Below are 26241 nucleotides of genomic sequence, written 5' to 3'. Positions count from 1 at the left end.
CGTGATCAATACGGTCCCGTGAACGAATCATCACCACTCGCCGGATCGCGGGGAGACGGTCGTAACGCGGCGTTAACGCCCGCCAAGGACCCAGCGCCGCACCAAGACCGCGCTCACGACGCTCAGCAGCATTAACGCCGTGAGTTCGGTCAGCGGCAGCTGTTCCGCGCTGGTGGGCAGGACGTCCGCGGAACCGCCGGACTGCGGCGAGGCGCCGAGCGCGGTGGGCTGGCTGATGTCCAGCGGCGCGGACACGCCCGGGATGCCGGATCCGCTCAGCGGGAAGAACGTGGCCACCGGCAGGGGAGTGCCGAACAGCGCGCCCCCGCCGGAGCCGAACCGGCTGGGCGCGGCTACATCGGCCGGTGTGGACGAAAGCCCGCCGCTGACCGGATTCGCCGGGGCGACGGGTTGCGCGGGCTGTGCTGGCTGAGCCGGCGCGGCGGGCGGGGCGGGGAGCGCCGGGACCACCCCGTGCAGCACGAGGCCGCACAACGAGTCCAGCGTCTGCGACAGCAGCGAAGTCAGCTGCCCCAGAACCGGCCCCAGCAACGGAATCTGGCCCAGCCGCCCGGTCACCGCGTCCGCGATGTCCGCGCCGGTGACCGTCGACCGTCCCTCGGGGATCGTGCCCACGGGGATCGGGCTCGTGTTCGCCCATGCGGTCCGGAACTGGCCGGAGAGCAGCCCGAGCGGATCCAGCTTGTCGAGCGCGCTGGTGATCGGCGCGGTGACCGAGGCCGGGTCGAGCAGTACTTGACGGCCCGGGGCACCCTCGACTGTCGCCGAGCACGAGACGATCGTCGACTCGGCGGCGGTGGCGGGCGTGGCGCTCAAGAGGAAGAAGGTCAGTGTGCCGGCGGCCATGATTCGTCGCGATCGCATGTGCTGTCCCTTCACGAGGTTGCGAGCCAGCCGGTGGGGAGGGCGGCCGCGCCGGCGGGCCAGTCACGGACGACCAGCCGGACGTCGCGGGAGAGCTGCATGCGCAGCCTGCCGTGGAACCGGGTCAGCACGTCGGCGGTGAACGGCTCGTCCGCGGCGTGGAAGTGCAGGAGCCCGCGGCGGTTCACCGCCACCAGCGCGTGGCAGCTGCCCTCGCCCGCCGGTGGCCCCGGCCGCGTCCAGCTGACCAGGAACGTCTCTTGTGGACAGTCCGGGGCGCCGGGGGAGCGCGGGAGGAACCCCCAGCGGCTGAGGTACTGGTCGACCGTGACCCCGGCCAGCGCGACGCCGAACGCGTCGTGGATCAGGTCCGCGACGGCCTTGCGCGTCCACAGCAGATACGGCAGGCCCTGTTCGTCCGGCGGGCCCGACACGATCGCGGTGACCAGCCAGGACTGCTGTTGTTCGGTCAGCACCAGGAATTCGCCGGTGCGGCGGCCCCGGCGGCGCGGGCGGAACGCCGATTCACCGTCGGAGCGGTAGGCGCGGACCCAGTTCCCGACGGCCCTTCTCGACACGCCCAGCTGGCGCGCGGCCTGGGCCTGCGAGATCCCGGATTCGACGGCGGCGACGGCCCGCCGCCGCAGTTCTTCGAGCGCGTCCGCCGGGAGGTTGCGGGCGCCGGCGGAGGCGTGGCCGATCGTGCGCGGCAGATGCGGTGCGCGCATGAAGAGTCCTTTCTTGACTTTTCGCGCCGCGGTGGCGGAAACCGCGGTCCGCCCATTACTCCGGTCCTTTGTGACCGGTGGGTCACGCGCGCGTTGAAGAGTGATTAAAGAACTGCCGCGGAAGATTTTCCGGGGAGTGATTCCGGGGCGGGAATGGCACCGTCGCGCCGGTTCGATACGGCAAAGATAGCACATCCGCGCGCGTGGTCAAGATCGTCGATGACGGCCGTTTCCGCAGCAGGCCGGGCCGGCGTTCCCCGGCGTCACCCGGAAGGCCGAGTGACCTATTTGCCCGCGCGGGCATTATCCGGACACCCCGGCGTCCTTTGTGGACCGGGAACGGAACGGGCTGCCGTCCGGGGCCGGGGAACTGCCGGAACGCGGGTGTTTCGCGGAGATGAACGGGAGTGACCCGATGCCGGTTGACGGCGGCGGCCCGCGGCTGGTCAACTCTTCGCTGCTCGTGCCACGATGTGCCGCGGCGCAACGGAAAGCGCCGCGCTGGGCGAGCGGAACGCGGGGGCCGGTGGACGTTCCGCCCGTCCGCCGGCCCCCGCCGGGACCCCGGCCGCATCCGGGGTCGTCCCCACGATATGCGCGCGGACGGCGCGATGCCTGAGGGGAACCTTTGAATCGCGCTTCCCGGGAAGGACAGGTCTTCGGGTGATGCTGAAGTTCGGAACGTTCGCGGCCGGCCTGCTGGCCGCGGTCTCCTGTGTCTGGTCACTGGGGCTGGTGGCCCAAGGTCTGGGAGACCAGCCTCCGCCGCGGGCGAACAGCGCCGGTGCTCCCCGCGTGACGGCTCCCGCGCAACCGGGGATCGCCACGCCATCCGCCCCGGCGCCGCCGATGGTCACCCCGGCCCCAACCGGCGTGACATCCCCGATATCGCCGTCACCGGCGACGATCACGCGAAGCGGCACGGCCACGATCTCCGCGCCGAATCCGCCATCGGTGACCACGGAAACGACGGTCGTCCCGACGTATATCTCGATCACGCCCGAGCCGACCACGACGCCGAGCACGGCGCCGCCGGAAACGACCACCACGACCGAACCCGCCCCGACGAGCCCGCCCGCGGCCGGGTGTATGGCCGACGGACTCGTGGGCGCGCTGCTCTGTACCGTCGCCGACCTACTGGGCTGAAATAACCGCGACCCGTGTCGCGGCTATTTCATTCCCACCGTGGGCACAATTTTACCGCGCATTCCGTGAACCCATTCACGACGCCGTCCGAAGTGGACCGGAGCAAAGTTCATTACGGGGTAACATTGACCGCTTCCCGTTGTGGTTCACTTTTTTCGTCCGGAACCACAGGTGCCGGTGGAATTCTTCCTTCCACCGCTTTTCCGCGCGCCGTGGTTCGACCGGAAAGAGAAAGGAAGCCCATGTCCGAAGCAGCTCCGCCGTCGGCCTCGAAGAGGCGAAGGCGGTTCCGGGTGGTGGCCGCGGTAGCCGCGGCCGCGGTCACCACCTCCGTCGTGGTCGCCACACCGGCCTCGGCGCAGTTCCCGGTCGGGGTCGGCCCCGTGCCGATCTCGTTCCACCTCAGGGACGACAACGGCAAGTGGTTCGACTCCGGGCTCAACCTGTTCGGCGACCAGTCGCTGGCCGTGGCGGAGATGCCGCGGCTCGGCACGGTGGGCGGGCTGACCACCGGTGGCGAATTGACCAGCCTGCTCAACTCCGACCTCTCCGGCGCGCTGGGGAACCTGGTGCGCAACGTCGCGGGCCAGGTGCCGGTGCTGGGCTCGCTCGGCACCGAACTGTGGAAGGCGCTGAACCTCGACAGCACGCTCGCGTCGATCCAGTCCATCGGGGCGTCCAATCCGGACGCCACGGCGTCGGCCACGAAGGCGGCGGGGCTGCTCGGCTCGTTCGCGACGGAGCTGTCCACGCTCCCGGCGGACCAGCCGCTCGACCTCAACGCGCTGCCGGTCGGCCTCGACCTGCAGGGAGCGCTCAACGACCTGGCCAAGTTCGCGGTCAAGGGCCCGCCCGTGACGGTGAACTTCACGGTCGACCCGAACGAGTCCTCCGGTATCCGCGACCCGATGGGGCTCATCGCCCCCGAAGGCGCGCAGGGCTTCCCGTACGAGAACCCGGCAGGCGCGTTCTTCGGTGAGCGGTCGATCCAGCTGACCGAGCCGGGCCTGTACGCCTTCACCGACATGGTGACGCCGTACATGCTGGGCGCCGTGGTGGTCGACGATCCGCTCACCATCGGGCTCGACTTCGGGAAGGCCTCGCAGGTCAACTCGCGGAACCTGGTGGTGCCGACGAACTCCGACATCGTCAACCGGCTGGTGAACACGTTCTTCAACATCACCAACCCGAACAACTGGCAGCAGTTCAAGGCGGACTCGGAGAACTCGTTCGACCCGATCCAGCCGCCGGTGCCGATCCTGGAGTACGACGCCGCGGGCAACCCGGTGCTGATCCCGAACCTGGACGCCTACTTCGACACGAAGTTCTCGTACCCGAAGACACTGGCCAAGGGGAACCAGCTTCCCGCTGCGCCCGGTGTCGGCGAGGTGTGGATCGACACCGAGATGGAGGAGTGGGCAGGCAAGGACAAGGTCGGGTCCGCGACGAAGGTCGACGTCACCAACTGGACCGTCGACCGCAAGATCGGCGCTCCGTCGATCGACATGAACAACCCGCACAACATGTGGACCGACAAGGACTACAAGTACCTGTACCAAACGGAATGGTTCTCCGACAAGGTGGACGTGTTCGACCGCAACACCGGTCAGTTCATCCGCTCCACCCAGGTCGGGCACAACCCGGCGCACGTGATGACGGAACCGGGCAGTGACAACCTGGTGATCGGGATCAACGCGGGCAACGAGGTCGTCGAGCTGGCGCCCGGCGGCACGAACGTGCTCCGCAAGATCACGGTCAGCCCGACCGGCGAGGTCCGCCACCCGCACGCGCACTGGACCAGCGCGGACGGCAAGACCGTCGTCACGCCGAACGTGCTGACCAACAACGCGTCGGTGATCGACATGCCGACGGGCACGGTCAAGACGGAGAAGACCGGGCAGTTCCCGATCGCGACGAGCATGACACCGGACTCCTCGAAGTTCTACACGGCCGACTTCCTCGGCGAGTCGCTCACCTGCGTCTCGCTGGCGGGGAACGCCTGTAACGAGAACGGGCAGAAGGTGCACAGCAAGACGATCGACCTGTGGGCGAACTACAGCCCCCAGGACGGTCCGAAGAGCGGCGCGCCGTTCGGCGGGCTGACCATCCAGCTGCCGGTGAGCCCGGACGGCAAGGCGCTGCTCGCGGCGAACGTGCTGTCCCAGACGGTCACGGTGGTCGACCCGAAGACCGACCAGATCGTCAAGGACCTGCCCTGCACGGGTGGCTGCCACGGCATCAACTTCGGTGCCAAGAAGGGCGGCGGCTACTACGCCTACGTGTCGAACAAGTTCTCCAACGTCATGCAGATCATCGATATCGACCCGAACAACGACGGCAACATCTCGGACGCGAAGGTGGCGGGCCAGCTGACGCTGGACCCGACGTCCTCGACCAAGATGGACGGCTCGATCTCGGGCAAGGCCGGTTACGGCGGTCAGGGCGTCCTGCCCGTGCCGCTGGTCTACAACGGCTGGGCGCAGCAGAACCAGGGAAGCTGGCGCAGCCAGCTGACCTGTCAGCAGCTGAACCCCATCACCCCGTCCGCGTGTAGCTGACCGGTTCGTGGCCCGGGGCGGGACTTGGCCCCCGCCCCGGGCCACGGCTTCGAGGAGAGTCCGCGATGTCCCACCGCCAGAAAGCCTTGCTCCACACCGTGATCGCGCTGTGCGCGGCGTTCGCCGGGCTGTTGCTCGCACCCGCGCCGGCCTCGGCGCAGGTGTCCATCGTGCCCGACCAGGTCGACGGCGGTGGCACGCACACCTTCGCCTTCCGCCTCGCCGACGGGAAACCGGGCACCGCGACGACCCGCCTGGAGCTCACGTTCCCGCCGGACCCGCCGGTCGCCTACGTCAAGGTCGATCCGGTGCCGGGCTGGACCGTCACCGTCACCCCGCGGCCGCTCGACCCGCCCGTCCAGGCCGGAGACCGGACGGTAAGCGAGGTCGCGGCCTCGCTCGTGCTCGACGGCGGGTCCGTGCGGCCCGGCGAGTTCGAGCAGTTCCTCGTCACGCTCGGCCCGCTGCCCGGCGACGGGCGGCTCACGTTCGAAGCGAAGCAGACTTTCGCCGACGGCACCGTCGCGCAATGGGGAGCCACGACGGCTCCCGCGCCGGTGATCACGCTCGGCTCCGGTGCCGTCGCCGGTGCCGCTGGCACGCCCGGCGCCGTGGCGAAGGGCGAAGCCGCCGCTTCGCCCGCGCCCGCGAACCAGGCGGCCAGGACGGAAATGGTCAGCAGCACAGGGTTTCCGTACTCCGTGCTGTGGGGCGCGCTGGTGCTCGCGGCCGTCGTGATCGGTGTCGTCTGGCTGCGTGCGCGGCGGAAAGCGGGTGCGGAATGACGCTGGTGAAGGAACGCTCCCGGACCCGCCGCCGCCCTGTCGCGGCGCCGCTTCTCGGGTTTCTCGTGCTCGTCGGGGTGTGCTGGGCGATCGTGCTGGCGGCGACCCCGTCGCCGGCCGGGAATCCCGTGCTGCTGACGACTTCGCCGGGCAGCGCCGAGCTCGTCAAATCGCCGGACGAGGTCGTGCTGACCTTCGACCGGCCGGTGCCGGCCGGGCTGGCCACGGTGCGCGTCCTCGACCCGGACGGCAGCCAGGTCGTGTTCGAACGGCCGGTGCACCCGGACGGCCGCGAGGACCGGATTTCCGTGCCCATGCCCAAAGAACGTCACGAGGGCACCTACGCGATCGCGTGGACGATGCCCTCGGACCGGCTGGAACCGATCAGCGGCACGTTCACCTTCGACGTGTTCTCGACGATCGAACCCGAGGGCGTGCCCGCGATCGAGACCACGCACGACACGACGGTCTCGGTGGTCTACTCGACCGCGCGCGTGCTGTCGATCGTGGCGATGGGGCTGCTGGCCGCCGCCGTGTTCGCCGTCGCGCTGACCGGGCCGACTCGCTTGCGGCGCCGGCTGATCAAGACGTCGGCGTGGGCGCTCGGGGTGGGGACAGTCGTCACGTTCCTGTCCTTCGGCCCGTACGCGGCCTGGGCGCCGTTGCGGGATGTACTGGATCCGCGGCTGTTCACCGGCGCGCTGGAGTCGGCGGGCGGCGGTGTTTTGCTCGCTCGGCTGGCCGTGCTGATTCCGGTCGCGCTCGGGATCGCGCAGCTGATGAGCCTGCCCGACGCCGAGAACGCGGGCGAGCGGTGGTGGCGGGGCGCGACCGTGCTCGGCTGCGCCGCGGCGGTGTTCGCCACGTGGACCTTCGCCGAGCCACGCTCGCCGGGCGGGTCGCTCATGCTGGCGGGGCACGTCGCGGTGCTCACCGCCGGCGCTCTCGCGCTGGGCGGCGCGATGCTCCTGCGGTCACGGATCCTTTGTGCGGCAGGGGTTTCCGTGCTGATGGCCGGGCTGGTGTTCGTCGCTTTCCTGCCCCGTTCCGGCGCGCAGGCCCCGGCGGCGGTGCGGGACCAGGTGGCGCCGACGAGGCTCGCCTTCGACACCGGTTCGGTGGATCTGGTCGTGCTGCCCGAAAACGAGGGGCAGCAGGTGCGGCTCGACACGCGGTTGTCCCTGCTCGGTCCGGGTGACGTGCAGGTGACGGCGAAGCTGACCGGCAACGGGCAGACCGTGCCCCTGGCGTTGCGGCAGGCCGGAACCGCTTACCTGGCGGGCGAAGCGACGTTGCCCGGGCGCGGTTCGTGGCAGCTGAGCCTCGACGTCGCGACCGGGGGCCGCACGCAGACGCTCACCCAGCCCATCGACGTGCGATGACCCATCGCCCGCAGCCAGGAGGCGCCGTGTCGACCACCTCTCCACCGCGCAGACGGCCGGCTCCGGCGCCGCGGCTGAGCACTACGGTGCAGCTCGTCGCGCGGCGGGTGCACTTCCTCGCCGGAATCGTCGTCGCGCCGTTCCTCGCCGTGCTCTGCCTGACCGGGCTCGTGTATGTGTTCAGCCCGCAGATCCACGACAGCCTCTACCACAGCGACCTGCACGTCAGCCAGGTCGGCGAGGTCCAGCGCCCGCTCGCCGAGCAGATCGAGACGGCGCTGCGGGCGCACCCCGAGTCCACCCTCAAGTCCGTGCTCACCGCGCCCGCGCCGGATCGCACCACCCGGGTGGTGCTCGCGGTGCCGGGCCCGGCGGGCACCCCGGACCGCACGGTGTTCGTGGACCCGTACACCGGTTATCTCAACGGCGAGCTGACCACGGCCGAGAACCGGTTGCCAGCCAACACGTGGCTGCGGAAGTTGCACAGCAATCTGCAACTCGGCCCCGCGGGCCGGGTCTACGCCGAACTGGCCGCGAGCTGGCTGCCCGTCATCGCGGTCGGCGGGCTCGTGTTGTGGTTCGCGCGCACGCGCCGCAAACGCCCGTGGCGGGAGGTCGTTTTCCCTGCGGTGAAGGGAAAAACGGGGTGGCAGCGGCTACGGGCGATCCATGGCGCCGCCGGGTTGTGGCTCACCGCGGGGCTGCTCGTCGTGAGCGTGACCGGGCTGGCGATGAGCCAGTTCGCGGGCGGCCGCGCGGATCAGTCCGTGGACCCGCTCCACCTCCGCGCCCCGGCGCTGGCCGCCGCGCCTGTCGCCGTGCCGGCGCAGGCGAAGCCGATCGGGGTGGACGAAGCGGTGGCGCTCGCGCGGACGGCCGGGCTGAGCGGCGAGCTGTCCGTCGTGCCGCCGGTGAGCGTGGATTCGCCTTACACCGTAACGGAAATCGCCGAGGGACTGCCGGTCCACCGCACGGCGGTCGCGATCGACCCGTACACCGCGACGGTGACCGAACGCCTCGGCTGGGGCGACTACTCGCTCGCGGCCAAGCTCAGCACGCTGGGCACGGAGTTCCACACCGGCTCACTGTTCGGGCTGGCGAACCAGATCCTGCTCGCCGTGGTCGCGGTGGCCCTGCTCGCGCTGGTGCTCCTCGGGTACCGGATGTGGTGGATCCACAACCCGTACCGGGGAAGGTGGGCGTCGCTGCCGAAACCGGTGTGGCGCCAGGTGCCGCCGCCGGTGCTGCTCCTCGTGTTCCTCGCGGTGGCGGCGCTCGCGTGGGTGCTGCCCGTGTTCGGCGCGAGCCTGGTGGTGTTCGTGGTGGCCGACGCCGTGCTCACCCGGGTCGCCCGGCGGCGGTCCGGCGAGACGTGACAGGCGCCTATCTACCGGACGTTTGACAAACTCTCGCGGGTGCTCAATGGTGGACGGGCAGCCTGCGAGAGGGTGACTGATGCCGAGCTACGACGTGGTGGTGATCGGGGCGGGGGCCGCGGGGCTGTCCGCCGGGGCGTTGCTGGCCAAGGAGGGCAAGCGGGTCGTCGTCCTCGACCGCAGCCCGTACCTGGGCGGGCGCGCGATGGCGGTGCCGGACGAGGGGTTCACCGTGAACCTCGGCGGGCACCTGATCGAGGACGGCGGCTCCGGGATCACCAAGGTCTTCGAGCACGTCGGCAAGGAGCTGGTGCACGGCGAGGTCAGCAACGAGATGCCGATCTGGGAGAACGGCAAGGGCTGGGGCTCGGTCCGCGACCGCTACACCGACCGCGCCGAGCTGAAGAAGGTGATCAAGGCCCTCGTCGAAACCCCGTACGAGGAGCTCGACGACTGGGACGACCGTTCGCTGCGGGAGTGGATCCACCAGTACACGTCGGATCAGGGCGTGGTGGACCTGTTCGAGTTCATCTCCGTGCTGGAGTGCATGACGGACAACTGGTACGACCACTCCGCCAGCGACAACCTCTACGTCCGCAAGATGCACTTCGAGGAGCGCAACACCGCCGCCTACTCGTGCTGGCCGGGCCAGGGCTGGGACGGGCTGTGGCGAGACCTCGCCGACGCGATCACCGAGCACGGCGGCGAGCTGCGGCTGGGTACGGCCGTCGAGCGTGTGGTCATCGAAAACGGTGCGGTGAAAGGGGTCGCGGTCGGGCGGGAGCCGAAGGTGCTGCCGAACGAGTTCTTCGAGGAGGAGATTCTCGAGGCCCCGGCGGTGATCTCCACGTTGCCGGTGTGGAACGTGCTGAACGTGGTCCCGCGCTCGGCGCTGCCGGAGTGGTACGCCTCGCAGATCGAGTTCCTCGCGCAGGACAAGTTCCGCATCGCCTGGCTGGGCCTGTACCTCGCGACCGAGGAGCCCGTCACGAAGTACGACCCGCGCGAGCTGGCCACCTGGACCGCGACCCCGTCCACGGACTGTTCGGGGTTCATGTTCGACCAGTCCGCGATGGACCCGTCATGCTCGCCCGAGGGCACGCATCTGCACGTGATGGGCGCGGTGATCCCGGGCGCGAAGGGCCGGGACAAGGAATGGTGCCGCGCCACGATGGAGGCGTTCGAACGCGACGCGGTGACGATGTGGCCCGGCTTCGGGAAAGCCGTGTGGCGCAGGCGGCACCTGGTGTTCGAGCCCAGTTTCGGGGTGATCCAGATGCCCGGGCTCGTCGGGAAGTACCGGCCGCATTGGCGCGCGCCCAACGTCGACGGGCTGTGGTTCGCCAGCGAGACCTTCCGCAGCCGCGGCATCGGCACCGACCGCGCCGCGCGCGCGGCGCTGACCTGCGTCGAGGACTACCTCGGCGCCCGCATCCCGGCTTTCGGCGACGGATGGAGGTACTGAGTGGAGCGCCTGCAGCTCGGCGTGCCGGGGCAGATCATGCCGCCGGCGGACGCGGCGGTGAAGTTCGCGCGGCGCAGCGAGGCCGAGGGCTACGACGCGGTGTGGTGGCCCGATCACCTCATGGGCTGGCACGCCGACACGATGTGGACCGAAGACCTGACGCCGCTGGCGAAGGTGCAGGCCAACCCGCACACCTACTTCGACCCGATGATCATGATGGGCGTCGTCGGCGCGCGGACCGAGCGGATCAGGGTCGGCGTGGTCGTGACGGATCTGATCCGGCGTAACCCGGCGATGGCGGCGGCCACCGCGCTGACCCTCGACCACGTCACGAAGGGCCGCGCGATCATCGGGCTGGGCTCGGGGGAGAAGCTCAACGTCACGCCGTACGGCATGTCCTTCGAGAAGCCGGTGGCCCGGTTGTCCGAGGGCATCGACGTGATGCGCCTGCTGTGGGAGGCGGACGGGCCGGTCCACTACGAGGGCCGGTTCCACAAGCTGGAGAACGCGGTGCTCGGCCTGTCGCCGTACGGCGGCGCGCCACCGGAGATCTGGACCGCCGCGCACGGGCCGCGGATGCTGAAGCTCACCGGCACCAAGGCCGACGGCTGGCTGCCCACCAAGATGACCGCGCCCGACTACGGCAAGGCGCTGGGCACGATCCGCCAGGCCGCGCAGGACGCCGACCGCGATCCGGCGAAGATCACCCCGGGGATGCTCGGCTACCTCCTGATGGGCCCGGACGAGGAGACCGTCCGCCGCCTCACCGAGGCGCCGCTGGTGCGGGCGCTGTGCGTTTTGCTGCCCTCACAGGTTTTCCGCGACCTCGGCGTCGAACCCCCGCTGGACGCCGGCTCGGGTTTCCACGACTTCATCCCGGCCGCGGTCCCGCGCGCCGAGTCGTTGCGGATCATCGACGCGATCCCACCCGAAGTGGTGCGGCACTACGCGTTCTGCGGCACGCCGGAACAGGTCGCCGAAGAGCTCTACGAGTATCGCGAGGCGGGCCTGGAACACCTGGTGATGTGGAACATCACGGCGTTCGGCGACCCGTCGCTGGCGAAGTGGTCCTTCCAGGCGATGGCGCGGCTGAAGGAACTGGTGGGTTCGTGAGGGCGGTGGTCGAGCGCTACTTCGCGGCGATCAACTCGGATTCCTTCGGGGACCTGGCGAAGGTGTTCGCCGAGGACGTGGAGATCCACACGGTCGGCGCGCCTGCCGTGGCCGGGCGGGAGGCGGCGCTCGGGCACTTCCCGAAGATCCTCGCGGGCTACGCCGAGCACGAAGACCGCGTGACCCGGTGGATCGAAGCCACGGACGCGATCACCACCGAGATCGACTTCGCCGGACGGCTGCGCGACGGCCGCCCGATCACCTTCTCCGCGCTCGACGTGTTCGATCTGCGCGACGGGCTGATCACGAAGGTCACCACCTGGTACGACACTCGCGCGCTGCGGCGTCAGCTGGTCCCGCCGCAGGGGCTGCACCACCTCGGCGTCCGTGTCGGCGACCTCGGCCGCTCGATCGGGTTCTACCACGCTCTGGGCGCGAAACTCCTTGCCCCACCGAGGAAACTGGGCCGCACCGCCGCGGCGATGTCGATGGGCGCGGAGAACGTGCGGGTCGCGCTCGCCGGTTTCCCGGACGGCACCGGGATCGAGCTGTTCAGCTTCGACGGCCCGGTGCCGGAGTGGTGCCGCGAGCGGGATCCGGCCGCCCGCCTGCCGCACCTCGGCATCCGGGTCACCGACGTGGACGCCACGCTCGCCGCCGCCGAGGCCGCGGGCGGCGAACGGCTCTGGGCCGAGCCCGGGTTCTTCGGCCCGGTGCGGGTGATCTACCTGCGCGATCCGGACGGCACCGTGCTGGAACTACTCGACGGATCGTTCGGCGCGATCGCGGACGTGGCGGGCACTTCGCCGGAACCACCCGGAACCAAGCGGTACTGAATCGACGAGCAAGGAGGCTGTCGTGGCGGGACGGGTCGAGGGCAAGGTCGCGTTCATCACGGGCGCGGCGCGGGGACAGGGCCGGGCGCACGCCGTCCGGCTGGCGGAGGAGGGTGCGGACATCATCGCCGTCGACGCCTGCGCGCGGATCGAATCGGTCGACAAGTACCCGTCGGCCACCGAGGAGGATCTGGCGGAAACCGTTGCGGCGGTGGAAAAACTGGGCGGCCGGATCTTAGCCCGCAAGGCCGACGTGCGTGACGCCGATGGGCTGAGCGCGGCGCTCGGCGAAGGTGTGGAGCGCTTCGGCGGGCTGGACATCGTCGTCGCCAACGCCGGGATCGCCAGCTACGCCATGTCGTGGGAGCTCACCGAGCGGATGTGGCAGGACATGCTCGACGTGAACCTCACCGGCGTCTGGCACACCGCGAAGGCCGCCGTGCCGCATCTGGTGCGCCGTGGTGGCGGGTCGATGGTGTTCACCAGCTCGATCGGCGGGTTGAAAGGCATCATGCAGGTGGCGCACTACGTCTCGGCCAAACACGGGATCGTCGGGCTGATGCGCACCATGGCCAACGAGCTGGCCGGGAAGCACGTCAGGGTCAACACCGTGCATCCGACCAATGTGGACACTCACATGATCCAGAACCCGGGCACCTGGGGGATGTTCTCCGACGACCCCGAGCCGACGCAGGAGAAGGCGATGGCGGGCTTCATGTCCCTCAACGCCCTCGAAGTGCCGTGGGTCGACCCGGTGGACATCGCGAACGCCGTGCTGTTCCTCTCCAGCGACGAGGCCCGTTACATCACCGGCGTGGCGTTGCCGGTGGACGCCGGGGCGGCGGTCAAGTGAGCCGCATCGCCCTGGTGACCGGGGGTTCGCGCGGCGTCGGGCGGGCGGTGGCGATCAGGCTCGCCGCCGAGGGGACGGCGGTCGCGGTCAACTACCGGCGCGACGAGGCCGCGGCAGGGGAGGTCGTGTCCGCGATCGAAGCGGCGGGCGGGAAAGCGCGGGCTTTCCGTGCGCGGGTGGATGATCCGGACGCGGCGGCCGGGCTGGTGCGGCAGGTGCGCGAGACACTCGGCCCGCTCGACCTGATCGTCAGCAACGCCGGGACGGCGAGCCGCGGGACGGCGATCGCGGACACCGACGACGAGGAGTACCTGCGGCTGCTCACCGTGCACGCGCTCGGGCCGCTGGCGTTGATCCGCGCCGCGTTGCCGGACCTGCGCGCCGCCGGGCGCGCGGACGTGATCGTGATGTCCAGTTCCATTGTGGACAGTACCCCGCGCAACGGGGCGCCTTACACGATGGCGAAAGCCGCGATGGAGGCCGCCGCGCGCACGCTGGCGTACGAGGAACGGGAGCACGGTGTTCGCGTCAACATCGTCGCGCCGGGGCTGGTCGCCACGGACATGGGGGAGCGGCTCGCGGCCGCGTCCGGCGGCGCGACGGTCGCCGAGCTGGATGCCGGTTATCCGTTCGGGCGCGTTGCCAGGCCCGAGGACGTGGCCGGGGTCGTCGCGTTCCTGGCCTCGGCCGAGGCGGATTACCTGACTGGGCAACGCATCCTGGTCGATGGGGGTGGCCCCGACATTCCGATCGTCGCGCCGCTCAGCCGAGGGTGACCAGTGGGGCGCCGGCGGAGACCGGGCTGCCGGGGGCGACCAGTACCGCACCGACGGTCCCGGTCACGGTGCTGCGGATCTCCAGCTCCATCTTCATCGCCTCCAGCGTCGCGACCACGTCCCCGGGCGCGATCCGCTGACCGGGTTCGACGCGGACTTCGACGACGGTGGCGTCCATCGGGGCCGACGGCGGCCCACCCGCCGCCGTGCTTTTCGCCGCGACGGACACACCTTCCCGTGACGCCCGCTGTAAACCCCGGGGACGGCTCCGGCCGTGGACGGCGACCTCGACGGGACCCCGGTCCGTGGCGATCCGGACCCGCCGCACCGGCGACACCGGCTCGGCGGAAGGCCGTGCGACCGGGTCCGGAACCCATTCCCGCGCAACGGAACCGGTGTCGTGGCTGCCTTCGGTGAACGAGCGCGATTCCAGGATCGTGCGCAGATAGGGCGCGGTCGTCGGCACGCCCGTGACACGCAGCTCGCCCAGTGCGGCGGCCAGGCGGAGGCGCGCGGCGTCGCGGTCGGCGCCGAAAGCGAGCACCTTGCCGAACAGCGAGTCGTACATCGGCGGCACCTCGCCGCCGCCGGTGATGCCGAAGTCGTTGCGGATACCCGGACCGGACGGCAGTACCAGCTCCGACACCACGCCCGGGGCGGGCCGGAAGTCTTCCCACGGGTCCTCGGCGGCGATGCGGGCCTGGATGGCGTGCCCCCGCACCACGACGTCCTCCTGCCGGAACGGCAACGGCTCGCCCCTGGCCACCCGCAGCTGCGCGGCCACGATGTCGAGCCCGGTCACCAGCTCTGTCACGCCGTGCTCCACCTGCAGCCGGGTGTTCATCTCCAGGAAGAAGAACTCGTCCGTGCCCGGCACGACGAGGAACTCGACCGTGCCCGCGCCGACGTAGGAGACCTCACGGGCGAGCCGCACCGCCGCGTCGCGCAAGCCCGCCCGCACCGTCGACGAGAGCCCGAATGCCGGGGCCTCCTCGATCAGCTTCTGATGCCGCCGCTGCACCGAGCAGTCCCGGTCCGCGAGCTGCGCCACCGTCCCGTGCGCGTCGCCGAGCACCTGCACCTCGACGTGCCGCGCCGGTTGCAGGTAGCGCTCCAGGTGCACCTCGGACCGGCCGAACGCCGCACCGGCCTCACGAGCCGCCGCGGCCATCGCCCCGGCCAGTTCGCCCGCCGAGCGCACCACGCGCATCCCGCGGCCGCCACCGCCGAAGGAAGCCTTGACCACCAAGGGAAAACCGATGCGTTCAGCCTCGGCGGCCGCCTGCTCCGGGGCGAGGTCGCCGGTGCCGGGCGGCACGGGGACGCCGCAGTTCTCCGCGATGGCGCGGGCCGCGACCTTGTCGCCCAGCTTCGCGATGATGTCCGCCGAGGGGCCGACGAACCCCAGCCCGGCCGCCGTGACGGCCGAAGCGAAAGTGGCGTCCTCGCTCAGCAATCCGTACCCCGGGTGCACGAGACTCGCGCCGGCTGCCTTGGCGGCGCCCACCACCGCGTCGATGTCCAAATAGGACGAGAGTGCCGGCGCCGGCCCGATCCGGTGCGCCTCGTCGGCCAGCCGGACATGCCACGCGTCGGCGTCGGCATCGCTGTACACGGCGGCGGCGCGCAGGCCGAGCTCGTGGCAGGCCCGGATGATCCGCACCGCGATCTCGCCTCGGTTGGCCACGAGCACTGTGTCCGGCATGTGTTCTGTCTACCAACCTACCGTCTGATAGTCTAGTGTCGGACCGGCCGGGAACGACCGAGCCGAGTGGAGGTCCCGTGACGTCGAACAGCACCACGGCAGGCGACGGGCCGGGCGAAGCGACCATGGCGCGGCGGCTCGAAGTCCTCCGTGCGCGGCAGGAAGCCGCGCACGCCAGCGGCGGGCCCGAAGGTCTCCGGCGGCATCGTGAGTCCGGGCGGCTGCCGGTGCGCGAGCGCGTGGATCTCCTGCTGGACCCCGGCACCTGGTTCGAAATCGGCGCGCTGGCCCTGCCCGAGCTGCGCCGCGAAAAGCCCATCCCGGGTGACGCGGTGGTCACCGGGTTCGGCCTGCTCGACGGCAGGCGCGTCGGCGTGATCGGGATCGACTCCTCGGTGGTCGCGGGCACCACGGCGCCCATCAGCATGCGCAAACAGGGCAGGCTGATCGAGCACGCCCAGCGCCACGGGTTCCCGCTCGTCCTCCTCTGTGACGCGGACGGCGGCCGGATGCCGGACGTGTCCGGCTGGCGGTTTTCCGGACTGCCGCTGGACTTCACCACCTTCCTCAAGCCAAGGCCGGGGGAGCCCGTCGTGCCGCGCGCGGCCGCGGTGCTCGGCCCCAGCTACGGCGATTCGGCCCTGCACGCCTCCACCGCGCATTTCGTCGTGATGGTGCGCGGCGGGTCGATCGCGCTGTCCGGTCCGTCCGTGGTCGAGCCCGCGATCGGCGAGAAGGTCACCGACGCCGAACTGGGCGGCCCCGCCGCCGCGACCGAGGCCGGCAACGCGCACCTGGTCGTCGAGACCGAGGGTGACGCGATGGACGCGATCGCCGCGTTCCTGTCCTACCTGCCGCAGAACTCCTCGCAACGCGCGCCGGTCGCCCCGCCCCTGCCGCCGCTACGGGATCCGCGGGACCTGGAGTCGATCGTCCCGCTCGGCGCCCGCTCCGGGTACGACATGCGCGACGTCTTCGCCTGCCTCGCCGACGAGGCCAGCGTCCTGCCCTGGGCCGACGACTGGGGTGGCAGCCTGCTGTGCGCGCTGGCCAGGATCGAAGGCAGGCCTGTCGGCCTGATCGGCAACCAGCCGATCGTGCGCGCCGGAGCGCTCGATCCCGCCGCGCTGGCGAAGGAGCGCACCTTCGTGCAGCTGTGCGACACGTTCGGCCTGCCCTTGGTGTTCCTGCACGACGTGCCGGGGCTGATGATCGGCACCCAGGCCGAACGCGGCGGAATCCTGCGCGGCTACGAGGAACTCGTCTCCGCGATCGCCGAAGCGACCGTGCCGAAGATCGGCGTGGTGCTGCGGAAGGCGTACGGCGGCGGCCATTTCGCGATGGGCGGCCGCCCGACGAAACCGGATTTTCTCTACGCCTGGCCGAGCGCCGAGCTGGGGTTCATGGCCCCGGAGACGGGAATCCGCACGATCCACCGGCGCCGCCTCGAACGCGTACTGGCCGAGGAAGGCCCCGAGGCGCACGCCGCGCTCGTCGAACAGCTGACCGCGGAATGGGTCAGCGAGGCCGAGCCGTGGGAGGCCGCCGCGCACCTGTCGCTCGACGACATCATCGAGCCCGCCCGGACGAGAGAGGTCGTCGCGGCGAGTATCGACATCACCCTCGGAGGGCAGACGTGATGGCCACCCTGCGAGTCGACGCGGAAAAGGCCGTCGCGGTGCTCACGATCGACGACCCGGCCAAACTCAACGCGATGGGCCGCGAGTTCTGGCCCGGGCTACGCGAGGCCCTGGCCTCGCTCGCCGCCGACGGGCAGACCCGCGCGGTGATCATCACCGGCGCCGGGGACAAGGCGTTTTCCGCCGGAGGCGACATCGCGAGCTTCGCGGAGCTGACCGACGTCGCGGCGAAGCGGGAGTTCCAGCAGGACTGCATGCGGACGTTCGCCGCGGTCGAGGAGTCGCCGCTGCCGGTGATCGCGGCGGTGAACGGCTACGCGATGGGCGGCGGCTGCGAGCTCGCGCTGGCCTGCGATGTCGTGGTCGCCGCGGAGAACGCCACTTTCGCCATGCCCGAGGCCGCCGTAGGGCTCGTGCCCGGGTTCGGCGTGCTGCGCGCGCCCTCGGTGATCGGACGGCACTGGACCAAGCTGATGATGTTCGCGGGGGAGCGGGCCGACGCGGCCACCGCGCTGAGCATCGGGCTGGCGCAGAAGGTGGTCCCGGCCGCGGAATTGATGGCCACGGCGCGCGACCTCGCCGAACGGATGGCGGGCATGGCGCCGCTGGCGCTGGCCACCGGCAAGAACCTCGTCAACCGCGGTGTGGACCGCGGCGAGTTCGACCACTCCACCGGCGCGCTCACCGCGTTGCACGCCACCGCCGACGCCGCCGAGGGCATCGCCGCGTTCAAGGACAAGCGCCCGCCCCGGTTCGAGGGCCGCTGATGAGCGCGCCCGAACCGTTCGTGGCCCTGATGCGGCGCTACGTCAACGACTACACCAACCGCCACGACGTCTCCGTCTGCGCCGAGATCATGGAGCCCGGCTACACGCTGCGGATGGGGCCGCACGAGGTGGCCGGCCGCGACGAGGCGTACATCCCGGCCGCGCGACGGCAGTTCACCCAGTACCCCGGGCTTTGCCTGACCGTGCACGAAATCGTCACCAACGGCGACCGCCTGGCGATGCGGTTCTCCGAGCACGGCCGTTCGGCGAAGGCCGGGGAAAGCGCTGTCTGGTCCGGGATCGGGCTCTACAGCTGGAACGGAAGAAAACTCGTCGCGAACTACGTCGAGCAGGACTACTTCTCCCGGAAGCGCCAACTCGACTCCGGCATCCCGGACGCGGTCGAGCCGCCCGCGCTCGCCCCGTGGGACACACGCGCCGAGCCGCCCGATCCCGAAGCGGAAACCGTGGTGCGGCGATGGATCGAGACCGGGGCGGCCGTCCAGCCGCACGACCCGGTGGTCCGTTTCGACGACGGCGCCGCCGGGCCGCCCCTGCTCACCGGATCGTCGTCCACCGTGGACGATCTGTTCTCCGCCGGGCCCCACGTCGCCTTCCGCGTGACCGCGACCGGCACTTACGCCGAAGCACCCGCCGGCACGCCCGCCACCCTCCACCTCGTCGGCCTCGTCACGGTCGCCCACGGCCGGGTCACCGGCGGCCGGATCGTGCGCGACCGGCTCGGGCTGGCGCGCGCTCTCGCTTCCGCCCGCAGTTGAGAGGACCAGCATGCCTGTCACCGACCTGGTCACGCCCGAGGCCACCGAAGACCCGTACGCGGCGCTGCGCGAGCTGAGGGAGTCGGATCCGGTGCACTGGAGCGAAGCACACCGCGCGTGGCTGATCACCCGCTACGACGACGTCTCGGCCGCGTTCCAGAACAAGGCCCTTTCCAACGACCGCGTCCGGCCCCTGCTCGCTTCCGGTAAACGGCCGCAATCGACGGCTTCGGCCGCCGTGCTCGGGCTGATGTCGGAGTGGATGGTCGTCTCCGATCCGCCCGCCCACACCCGGCTGCGCCGGCTGGCGGCGCAGGCGTTCAAGGGCCAGCGGATCGCCGCGATGAGCGAGCTGATCACCACCATCGTCGACGAGCACCTCGACACCTTCCTGCGCGGCCCCGAGCCGGGCGACCTGATCGAGAACGTCGCGTATCCCTTGCCCACCAAGGTGATCGCGACGATGCTCGGCGCCCGCACCGAGGACCGGGACCGCTTCCGTGATTGGTCCGACGAGCTGGCGCTCGTCGCGTTCGGCACGGGCGGCGCGGCCCGCGCCGTGCGCCACGAGCGGGCGTTGCGCGGGCTCCGGGAGATGGACGCCTACTTCCGCGGGCTGATCGAGCTGCGCCGGAAGGAACCCGGCGAGGACATGCTGTCCGCGCTGATGGCCCGCGACGGCGAAGACCGGCTCTCCGACGACGAACTCGTCTCGATGTGCGCGCTGCTCCTGTTCGCCGGACACGAAACCACGACGAACTCGATCGCCAACTCCGTCCTCGCCCTGCTGCGGCACCCGGACCAGCTGGACCGGCTGCGGCGGGAGCCCGGGCTGATCGGCACCGCCGTCGAGGAGCTGCTGCGTTATGACGGGCCGATCAAGGTGCTGAACCGGTGGGTCGTCGCGGACACCGAAATCCGCGGCAAGACGATCTCCCCCGGCGAGCGGGTGCACCTCGTGCTCGCCTCGGCCAACCGGGACCCGGAGAAGTTCGCCGATCCGGACAGCCTCGACCTCGGCCGCAGCCCCAACCCGCACATCGCCTTCGGCAAAGGGATCCACGCGTGCATCGGGGCGCAGCTCGCCCGGATGGAGACCCGCATCGCGGTGGCGCGGATCGTCGAACGGCTGCCGCGGCTGGAGCTGACCGCCGAACCGCGGTGGAAGCAGGCGCTCGCGTCGCGGTCGATGGAAGCGCTTTCCGTCGCGCACGGGAGGTCGTCATGAAGATCGGGCTGGCACCGGGCGCCTGCGAGGGGCACGCCCAGTGCTCCGTGATCGATCCCGACCTCTTCCCCTTGGACGACGACGGGTTTTCCGCCGTGGGACCGGAAAAGGAGGTGCCGCCGGGGGAGGAGGACACCGCCGAGACGGGTGTGGACGCCTGCCCCGTGCGCGCGCTACGGGTGCTGCCGTGACCGGCGCGCTGTTCACGCCGGTGCGGGTCGGCGGGGTCACGTTCGCCAACCGGCTGGTGATGGCGCCGATGGGCACCTGCCTCGACCAGGGCGGGTTCGTCACCGACGACACGGTCGCCTACTACCGGCGGCGCGCGGAGGGCGGGGTCGGCGCGATCACCGTCGAAGGCTGCCTGGTGTCGTCCGGCACCGTCGGCCCCGAACCCCGGCTGAGCGGCCCGGAGTACGTGCCGGGGTTGCGGCGGGTCGTCGAAGCGGTCAAGCCACACGGCGTGACCGTCGGCGTCCAGCTCATGCACCCCGGGCGCCAGGTCACCGAAGGCCCGTCCGTGGCACCCTCGCCGGTCCCGTTGAACTCCGTCTCGCCGACCCCGCACGAGCTGACGGTGCCGGAGATCGACGGCATCGTCGCCGACTACGCGCGGGCTGCCCGTTATGCCGCGGACGCGGGGTTCGAGTACGTCGAGGTGCACGGCGCGCACGGCTATCTGCCCTCGAACTTCCTTTCCCCACGGCACAATCAGCGCACCGACGACTACGGCGGCACGCTCGGAAACCGGGCCCGGTTCTCCCTCGAAGTCGCGCGGGCGATCATCGGCGCGTCCGGGCTGCCGCTCGTGTGGCGGCTCAACGGCACGGACACCGAGCCCGGCGGGTTCGACCTGGACTCCGCCGTGGCCGTCGCGCGGATGCTGGAGGACGCCGGGGCCGCGGCGATCTCGGTCTCGTCGGGCACCTGGCTGACCCTGCAGCAGACGCTCGCGCCGATGTCCGTTCCACGCGGCCACATGCGCCCGCTCGCCCGCGCGGTGAAGCAGGCGGTGTCGGTGCCGGTGATGGCAGTCGGGCGCCTGGACGATCCCGCGCTGGCCGAAGACGTCGTGGCGTCCGGCGACGCGGATCTCGTACTACTGGGCCGTGGCCTGATCGCCGAACCGGACTGGCCGAACCTCGTGCGCGCCGGACGGCTGGACGAAGTGCGGCCGTGCATCGCGTGCAACGCCTGCGTGGACCTCGTCGGGCGGGGTGAACGGGCACAGTGCTCGGTGAACCCCGAAGCAGGCCGCGAACGGACCTGGCAGGTCAAACCCGCCGCCGTGCCGCGGCGCGTGATGGTCGTCGGCTCCGGGCCAGCGGGCATGGAAGCGGCGCGGATAGCGCGGGTGCGCGGGCATCGAGTGTCCATTTGGGAGCGTGACGCGGCCCTCGGCGGCAAGCTGGAAGTGGCGGGTTCCGCGCCGAGTAAGCGGGAAGTGCTGCGGTACCGGGATTTCCAGGCGCGCCGGCTCGAACAGCTTGGCGTCGAGATCCACACCTCGGCCCCGGTCTCGCCGGAAACCGTGCGCGGCCAGCAGCCGGACGTCGTGGTCGTCGCGACGGGCGCTGTCCCGCTCGTGCCGCCGATCCCCGGCATCGACGGGCCCTCGGTGTATGACGCGCAACGCCTGCTGCTCGGGGAGATCCCGGTGGCGCCGGACTCGCGGCTGGTGGTGGTCGGCGGCAGCGCGACCGGCTGCGAGACCGCGGAACTGATGCGCGCCAAGGGAATCGAGGTCACCCTCGTGGAGATGCGCGGCAGCGTCGGCCGCGGCATCGAAGCGATCACCCGGCGGCAGCTGGTGAAACAGCTCGAACGCGACGGGGTCGCGCTCCTCACCAAGGCTGTGGTCGTCGGCATCGAGCCCGGTCTCGTGCGCTGGCGGCCCGCGGACGGCGGCGAGGAACGAGCGCTGGCGGCCGATGTGGTCGCGCTGGCGATCGGCTGGCGCGCCACCGGCGCGGACGTGACCGCCGGCCTGGACCTCGGGGACATCGAGGTCCGGGTTCCCGGCGACGCCGCATCGCCCGCCGATTTCGTCCGCGCCGTCAATGCCGGCGCCGACGCCGGTCTCGGCATCTGAGCGTCAGTACCGGTCGTTTGATAGATTTTCCGGCAGGATCCGGATGGGGTGGTCGAGGTGCGGGAGCCAGTAGGACGTTCGCGGCGGCGCGGCAGCGGGGAGCGCAAGCCCCGCGAGGAACGCTGGGCCGAACTGTTCGCGGTGGCCACCGAAACCTTCCACGAGAAGGGCTACGAAGGCGCTTCGCTGCAGGACATCGCCGAGCGGCTCGGGATGCTCAAGGGCAGCCTGTACTACTACATCCATTCCAAGGAGGACCTGCTCTTCGAGGTCATCAACGAGGTCCACCAGCAGGGGCTGGCGAACATCGCCGAGCTGGCGGGCCGCCCTGGCGACCCGTTGCAGCGCCTGCGCAACGTGATCGTCGGGCACATCGAGCACATGTGCCGCAACCTCACCGGCACCACCGTGTTCCTGCACGAGATGCAGGCGCTGCCGAAGACACGCCAGGAGGAGATCCTCGGCGGCGAACACGCCTACCGTTCCGTGTTCCTCGACCTGATCAGCAAGGGCAAGGCCGAAGGGCTGGTGCGCGAGTCCGTCGACCCGAAGCTGGCGAGCCTGTCGATCCTCGGTTCCGTCAACTGGGTCTACCGCTGGTTCTCGCCCGGCGGGGAGTTCACCCCGGCGCAGATCGGCGAGCACTTCGCGGACCTGACCCTGCGCGGCCTCGCCGCGCCCGGGGTCGAGCTGCCGGTGGTCAAGCCGGTGAAACGCGCGCGGAAGGCGCACTGACAGTCCTTTGTGGACAGATCGGGGACACCTCCGTGTTCCCCACGCGAGCGACGCATCACGTACGGTAGGTGAACCGTGCACTTGAGAGCTGAACTGCGCCGAAACGGAGGAACGGTCCCATGCCACAGTCTGAAGCGGCCAAGAAGGATCCGGAAAAAGGGTATCTAGCGCTGCTGGGCTGGAGTCTCAACGCGGTCGAGGCGCTGGACCGGTTCGACCGGCGCTACGTCGTAGTGGCGCCGGACTGGGCGGAGGAGTACTGCACCGAGCACGGGATCCCTTATCTGCCTTGGGATTTCGAGCGGTTCAACGACCGGTCGATGGAGATCGCCGAAATCCTCAAGAAGGAAGGCGTCGACGTCGCCATCCCGTTGTTCGAGGAGACCGTGGAGTGGGCGGGAGCGATCAACTCGGTCCTGCTGCAGAACCCGCGGTTGTTCGGACAGGCGATGCTGCTGCGCGACAAGTCGCTGATGAAGCGCCGCGCGCAGCTCGGCGGCATCCGGGTCGGGATCTTCGAGGAGGCCCACGACCGCGACGACGTGATCCGGTTCCTCAAGCGCGTCAACCAGACGCTGCTGAAGCTCGACGGCGACCCGAACGACCTGATCCACCTCAAGGCCTTCGACAAGGCCGGGAGCCTCGGGCACCGCGTGATCCGCACCCCCGACGAGATCGACGCGATCCCGGAGGAGGACTTCCCGGTGCTGATGGAGTCCCATCTGGACGGCTGGGAGTTCGCCGTCGAGGCGTGGATCCACGACGGCAAGATCAAGTTCCTGAACATCTCCGAGTACGTCCGGCTCGGCTACTCGGTGTTCGTGCCGGCCACGCCCGAACTGGAGCGTTACCGGCCGCAGATCACCGCCCAGATCGAGAAGCTCATCAAGGCCTTCGACATCGAGTTCGGGTTCGTGCACCCGGAGTACTTCGTCACCAGCGACGGCGAGATGTACTTCGGCGAGGTCGCCTACCGGCCGCCGGGGTTCAAGGTGTTCGAGCTGCTCGAGCGCGCCTACGGGTTCAACGCCTACCAGGGCCTGGCGCTCGCCTTCGACCCGAAGACGACCGAGGAGGAGATCGACGCGTTCTTCCCCAAGGAGGTCGTCGACGCGACCGGGATCGCGGGCTGCTTCGGGGTGTACCCGCGCCGCCGCGTCGTCAGCGAGCTGGAGATCCCGGAGGAGACCGAGAACGACGACTACTACGAGTCACACGACCTCTCGGCGCCCCTGGAAGAGACCGTTACGAAGAGGACCGCGTTCGGCACGCACTGGGGTCTGCTCTACTTCTTCGGTGAGGATCCGTACCGGATGCGCGATCTGCTGAAGCAACAAGAAGAACTCGACTTCTACGTGTAAGTCTGGGGAAACCCTGTGGAACCGAACGACGTCACGGGCGAGGCCACGACGCTGGACAAGCGCGTGGCCTCGCTCGACGACGCCATCAGGGCGATGGCGGAGACCCGCGACTTCGGCAAGCACACGAAGCTGCGGCGGATGCTGGAAGCCCTGCGGCGGACGCTGCGCGAGCCGGGCGGAGCCGCCGCCGTCCAGGCGCGCGCGCAGGCGCTGGAGGAGGCCGGCCTGTTCCTCGGAACGGACTGGGCCACCCCGGAGATCCTCGTCCCGGCGCTGGTCGGGCCCGGCCTGCGCAGCGGCGACGCGGACACCGTCGTGATGGAGGCGACCAGCGAGCTGCGCATGCTCGCGGTGGCACTCGGTGACTTCGCCCACCCGGCGATCTCGGCGGAGGACGCGCGGAAGTTCCTGGCCCAGGTCCTCGCGATGAACCTCGAGCTGCTGTTCACCCCGCCCACCGAGGCGGAACGCGTGCAGCAGGGCCGCACGGCGCAGCTGATCCGCGACCTGTTCCGGCATCTCGCCGACCAGATCGGCTACGACAGCGTGCTGGACCGGCTGGTCGAGGAGATCTGGCGGATCCTGCGCCAGCGCCCGATCCAGGTCGACCAGGTGCAGTCGCTGATCACCCGGATCGCGATCTACCGCGGCGATCCCGACGTCGACCTCGGCCCGGCGTCCGGGCAGGGCATCGACCGGCTCGTCACCAGCCTGTTCGGTACGACCGAGGCCTGCCGGGAGGATCCGGGCATCGAGGTGTTCCGCTCCCGGCTGGAGGCGATGGACACCGGTGACCTGCAGTACGAGGCCACCGGGTTCGCCAGGGCGATGCACGACACCGGCCTGGTTTCGCCGTACCACGCGGAGCTGCTGCGGTTCGTGCGGAGCCAGAGCGACTACCTCGTCGGTGAGGCGCTCGGGCTGTCCGAGACGGGCCGGAACTGCCTGCTGCGCTACCACGAGCTCGTGCACGCGCTGATCGAGCAGGCCGTGCACCCGCAGACGGCGCAGTGCGTGTACGGGCTGGCGCTGTTGCTGGACCGGGGGATTCTGTACGAGTCGCCGGTGGTGCCTTCGCTGTGGCGCCAGCTGGGGCTGCAGCTTTCGCAGGTCGCGCAGGACAGGCTCACGTCGGTGTTCGGTGACCAGCCCGGCCCGCGCGCGCGGCTGACCGCCGGCGTGCTGTCGATGCTGGGCCAGCCGCTCGGCGTCGGCCAGGGCGACAACCCGACCTGCCAGTCCGCCCGCGCGCTGTCGATGTGGGCCTACAACGACCCGGACTATCTGCTGCAGATGGTGGTCTGGGCCGCGCGGGACGACGAGATCACCATGCACTTCGAGGGGCAGCGGATTTCGTCGATCGAAAGCGAGCGCGGGGTCGCGAGCAAGCTGCCGGTCGACCTGGACCCGGTGTCGCTGCTCGTGGTGCCGCACCTGGACCGGATCTACGCCGAGATGGGGCGCCGCTGCATCGGCCGCCCCGGCGACCCGCACCGCTGGGTCAACCCGGAGTTCCACGGCTGGTGGGCCTCGCGCGGGTTCCGGATCAACGTCGACGTCGAGTCCGGGAACCTGATCGAACTCGACTACTTCCTGCGCCAGTTCCACGCGAGCTACCACACGGCGTACAACGGCGGGCAGCCGCTGATCCACCCGCAGCCCGCGGGCATCGCCGTCACCGACAGCGCGGCCCGGTACGTCGGCTGGCACGCGATCACCATCCTGCGCGCCGCGCCCGACCCCCACGACGTGATGCGGGTCTACTTCTACAACCCCAACAACGACAGTGGCCAGGACTGGGGCGACGGGGTAGTGGTGTCCACGGCAGGCAACGGCGAACGCTTCGGCGAGGCCTCGCTCCCGTTCGACCAGTTCGCCTCCCGGCTCTACATCTTCCACGTCGACCCCCTCGAACACGGCGAGCCGGACAAGGTGCCCGCCGAGGACATCGAGCGGATCATCGGCTACATCGAGCGCAGCTGGGGCGCCGACCGCCTCACCGCGGGCAAACTCCAGGCCACGCCGCCACCC

22 protein-coding genes are annotated in these 26241 nt (G+C 70.5%); 19 read left to right on the top strand and 3 right to left on the bottom strand.

Annotated features, from left to right (window positions below):
* Positions 1–72 precede the first annotated feature (72 nt).
* Positions 73–885, bottom strand: a complete 813-nt coding sequence (locus FPZ12_RS29255; protein ID WP_144755970.1) for a hypothetical protein — start codon at positions 883–885, stop codon at positions 73–75.
* A gap of 11 nt (positions 886–896) precedes the next feature.
* Entirely contained in the window at positions 897–1613 is a 717-nt protein-coding gene (locus FPZ12_RS29250; protein ID WP_144755967.1) for a helix-turn-helix domain-containing protein, read from the bottom strand.
* A gap of 666 nt (positions 1614–2279) precedes the next feature.
* Here FPZ12_RS29250 and FPZ12_RS29245 point away from each other — a divergent pair.
* The 10 genes from FPZ12_RS29245 to FPZ12_RS29200 all read left to right on the top strand — a co-directional run bounded on the left by FPZ12_RS29245 (position 2280) and on the right by FPZ12_RS29200 (position 13903).
* Complete coding sequence (locus tag FPZ12_RS29245; protein WP_144755965.1) at positions 2280–2759, top strand: hypothetical protein; 480 nt, start codon at positions 2280–2282, stop codon at positions 2757–2759.
* A 242-nt stretch (positions 2760–3001) separates the two neighbouring features.
* Complete coding sequence (locus FPZ12_RS29240; protein ID WP_144755962.1) at positions 3002–5317, top strand: YncE family protein; 2316 nt, start codon at positions 3002–3004, stop codon at positions 5315–5317.
* 65 nt (positions 5318–5382) lie between these two features.
* The gene (locus FPZ12_RS29235) at positions 5383–6102 is read left to right on the top strand and encodes a DUF1775 domain-containing protein (RefSeq protein ID WP_144755959.1); all 720 of its coding nucleotides are present in this window, start codon (positions 5383–5385) and stop codon (positions 6100–6102) included.
* Complete coding sequence (locus tag FPZ12_RS29230; RefSeq protein ID WP_144755956.1) at positions 6099–7484, top strand: copper resistance CopC family protein; 1386 nt, start codon at positions 6099–6101, stop codon at positions 7482–7484. Before FPZ12_RS29235 ends, FPZ12_RS29230 begins: the two co-directional genes overlap by 4 nt.
* 26 nt (positions 7485–7510) lie before the next feature.
* Positions 7511–8860, top strand: a complete 1350-nt coding sequence (locus FPZ12_RS29225; RefSeq protein WP_243770090.1) for a PepSY-associated TM helix domain-containing protein — start codon at positions 7511–7513, stop codon at positions 8858–8860.
* Positions 8861–8939: 79 nt separating this feature from the next.
* On the top strand, positions 8940–10325 hold the full coding sequence (locus FPZ12_RS29220) for a phytoene desaturase family protein (protein ID WP_144755950.1): 1386 nt from the start codon (positions 8940–8942) through the stop codon (positions 10323–10325).
* A complete protein-coding gene (locus FPZ12_RS29215; protein WP_144755947.1) occupies positions 10326–11438 on the top strand; it encodes an LLM class flavin-dependent oxidoreductase in 1113 nt (370 codons plus the stop codon).
* The gene (locus FPZ12_RS29210) at positions 11435–12274 is read left to right on the top strand and encodes a nuclear transport factor 2 family protein (protein ID WP_166462945.1); all 840 of its coding nucleotides are present in this window, start codon (positions 11435–11437) and stop codon (positions 12272–12274) included. Before FPZ12_RS29215 ends, FPZ12_RS29210 begins: the two co-directional genes overlap by 4 nt.
* Positions 12275–12296: 22 nt before the next feature.
* A complete protein-coding gene (locus tag FPZ12_RS29205; RefSeq protein WP_144755941.1) occupies positions 12297–13127 on the top strand; it encodes a mycofactocin-coupled SDR family oxidoreductase in 831 nt (276 codons plus the stop codon).
* Positions 13124–13903 carry an SDR family NAD(P)-dependent oxidoreductase gene (locus tag FPZ12_RS29200; RefSeq protein WP_144755937.1) on the top strand — a complete coding sequence of 260 codons (780 nt, stop codon included), beginning with the start codon at positions 13124–13126 and terminating at the stop codon, positions 13901–13903. Before FPZ12_RS29205 ends, FPZ12_RS29200 begins: the two co-directional genes overlap by 4 nt.
* Here FPZ12_RS29200 and FPZ12_RS29195 read toward each other — a convergent pair.
* Positions 13890–15608 carry an acetyl/propionyl/methylcrotonyl-CoA carboxylase subunit alpha gene (locus FPZ12_RS29195; protein ID WP_144755934.1) on the bottom strand — a complete coding sequence of 573 codons (1719 nt, stop codon included), beginning with the start codon at positions 15606–15608 and terminating at the stop codon, positions 13890–13892. The two genes, FPZ12_RS29200 and FPZ12_RS29195, sit on opposite strands and share 14 nt — an antisense overlap.
* Before the next feature lie 77 nt (positions 15609–15685).
* On the opposite strand from FPZ12_RS29195, the gene FPZ12_RS29190 reads away from it, so the two are divergent.
* From FPZ12_RS29190 to FPZ12_RS29155, 9 genes are all read left to right on the top strand, one after another.
* Positions 15686–17248, top strand: a complete 1563-nt coding sequence (locus FPZ12_RS29190) for an acyl-CoA carboxylase subunit beta (RefSeq protein WP_144755931.1) — start codon at positions 15686–15688, stop codon at positions 17246–17248.
* Entirely contained in the window at positions 17248–18015 is a 768-nt protein-coding gene (locus tag FPZ12_RS29185; RefSeq protein WP_166462944.1) for an enoyl-CoA hydratase/isomerase family protein, read from the top strand. Before FPZ12_RS29190 ends, FPZ12_RS29185 begins: the two co-directional genes overlap by 1 nt.
* Complete coding sequence (locus tag FPZ12_RS29180) at positions 18015–18794, top strand: nuclear transport factor 2 family protein (RefSeq protein WP_144755925.1); 780 nt, start codon at positions 18015–18017, stop codon at positions 18792–18794. The genes FPZ12_RS29185 and FPZ12_RS29180 overlap by 1 nt, the downstream gene beginning before the upstream one ends.
* Before the next feature lie 10 nt (positions 18795–18804).
* On the top strand, positions 18805–20022 hold the full coding sequence (locus FPZ12_RS29175; protein ID WP_144755922.1) for a cytochrome P450: 1218 nt from the start codon (positions 18805–18807) through the stop codon (positions 20020–20022).
* Positions 20019–20213, top strand: a complete 195-nt coding sequence (locus FPZ12_RS45760) for a ferredoxin (RefSeq protein ID WP_166462943.1) — start codon at positions 20019–20021, stop codon at positions 20211–20213. Before FPZ12_RS29175 ends, FPZ12_RS45760 begins: the two co-directional genes overlap by 4 nt.
* Complete coding sequence (locus FPZ12_RS29170) at positions 20210–22114, top strand: NAD(P)/FAD-dependent oxidoreductase (protein ID WP_166462942.1); 1905 nt, start codon at positions 20210–20212, stop codon at positions 22112–22114. The genes FPZ12_RS45760 and FPZ12_RS29170 overlap by 4 nt, the downstream gene beginning before the upstream one ends.
* Before the next feature lie 57 nt (positions 22115–22171).
* Complete coding sequence (locus FPZ12_RS29165) at positions 22172–22849, top strand: TetR/AcrR family transcriptional regulator (RefSeq protein ID WP_166462941.1); 678 nt, start codon at positions 22172–22174, stop codon at positions 22847–22849.
* Positions 22850–22968: 119 nt separating this feature from the next.
* On the top strand, positions 22969–24210 hold the full coding sequence (locus FPZ12_RS29160) for an ATP-grasp domain-containing protein (RefSeq protein ID WP_144755914.1): 1242 nt from the start codon (positions 22969–22971) through the stop codon (positions 24208–24210).
* Between the two features lie 15 nt (positions 24211–24225).
* Positions 24226–26241, top strand: a 2016-nt coding sequence (locus FPZ12_RS29155; protein ID WP_144755911.1) for a hypothetical protein, incomplete at its 3' end; no start/stop codon positions are given.

Origin of the sequence: Amycolatopsis acidicola, from assembly GCF_007713735.2 — a bacterium.
Taxonomy (GTDB): domain Bacteria; phylum Actinomycetota; class Actinomycetes; order Mycobacteriales; family Pseudonocardiaceae; genus Amycolatopsis_E; species Amycolatopsis_E acidicola.
Note: the sequence above shows the minus strand (reverse complement) of the source record. Positions and strands in the feature narration are given on the sequence as shown.

What these genes read in the sequence shown, in the direction of transcription:
- FPZ12_RS29255 (WP_144755970.1), bottom strand. Translation starts at nt 885, where the DNA reads ATGCGATCGCGACGAATCATGGCCGCCGGCACACTGACCTTCTTCCTC.
- FPZ12_RS29250 (WP_144755967.1), bottom strand. Translation starts at nt 1,613, where the DNA reads ATGCGCGCACCGCATCTGCCGCGCACGATCGGCCACGCCTCCGCCGGC.
- FPZ12_RS29245 (WP_144755965.1), top strand. Translation starts at nt 2,280, where the DNA reads ATGCTGAAGTTCGGAACGTTCGCGGCCGGCCTGCTGGCCGCGGTCTCC.
- FPZ12_RS29240 (WP_144755962.1), top strand. Translation starts at nt 3,002, where the DNA reads ATGTCCGAAGCAGCTCCGCCGTCGGCCTCGAAGAGGCGAAGGCGGTTC.
- FPZ12_RS29235 (WP_144755959.1), top strand. Translation starts at nt 5,383, where the DNA reads ATGTCCCACCGCCAGAAAGCCTTGCTCCACACCGTGATCGCGCTGTGC.
- FPZ12_RS29230 (WP_144755956.1), top strand. Translation starts at nt 6,099, where the DNA reads ATGACGCTGGTGAAGGAACGCTCCCGGACCCGCCGCCGCCCTGTCGCG.
- FPZ12_RS29220 (WP_144755950.1), top strand. Translation starts at nt 8,940, where the DNA reads ATGCCGAGCTACGACGTGGTGGTGATCGGGGCGGGGGCCGCGGGGCTG.
- FPZ12_RS29195 (WP_144755934.1), bottom strand. Translation starts at nt 15,608, where the DNA reads ATGCCGGACACAGTGCTCGTGGCCAACCGAGGCGAGATCGCGGTGCGG.
- FPZ12_RS29185 (WP_166462944.1), top strand. Translation starts at nt 17,248, where the DNA reads ATGGCCACCCTGCGAGTCGACGCGGAAAAGGCCGTCGCGGTGCTCACG.
- FPZ12_RS29180 (WP_144755925.1), top strand. Translation starts at nt 18,015, where the DNA reads ATGAGCGCGCCCGAACCGTTCGTGGCCCTGATGCGGCGCTACGTCAAC.
- FPZ12_RS29175 (WP_144755922.1), top strand. Translation starts at nt 18,805, where the DNA reads ATGCCTGTCACCGACCTGGTCACGCCCGAGGCCACCGAAGACCCGTAC.
- FPZ12_RS45760 (WP_166462943.1), top strand. Translation starts at nt 20,019, where the DNA reads ATGAAGATCGGGCTGGCACCGGGCGCCTGCGAGGGGCACGCCCAGTGC.
- FPZ12_RS29160 (WP_144755914.1), top strand. Translation starts at nt 22,969, where the DNA reads ATGCCACAGTCTGAAGCGGCCAAGAAGGATCCGGAAAAAGGGTATCTA.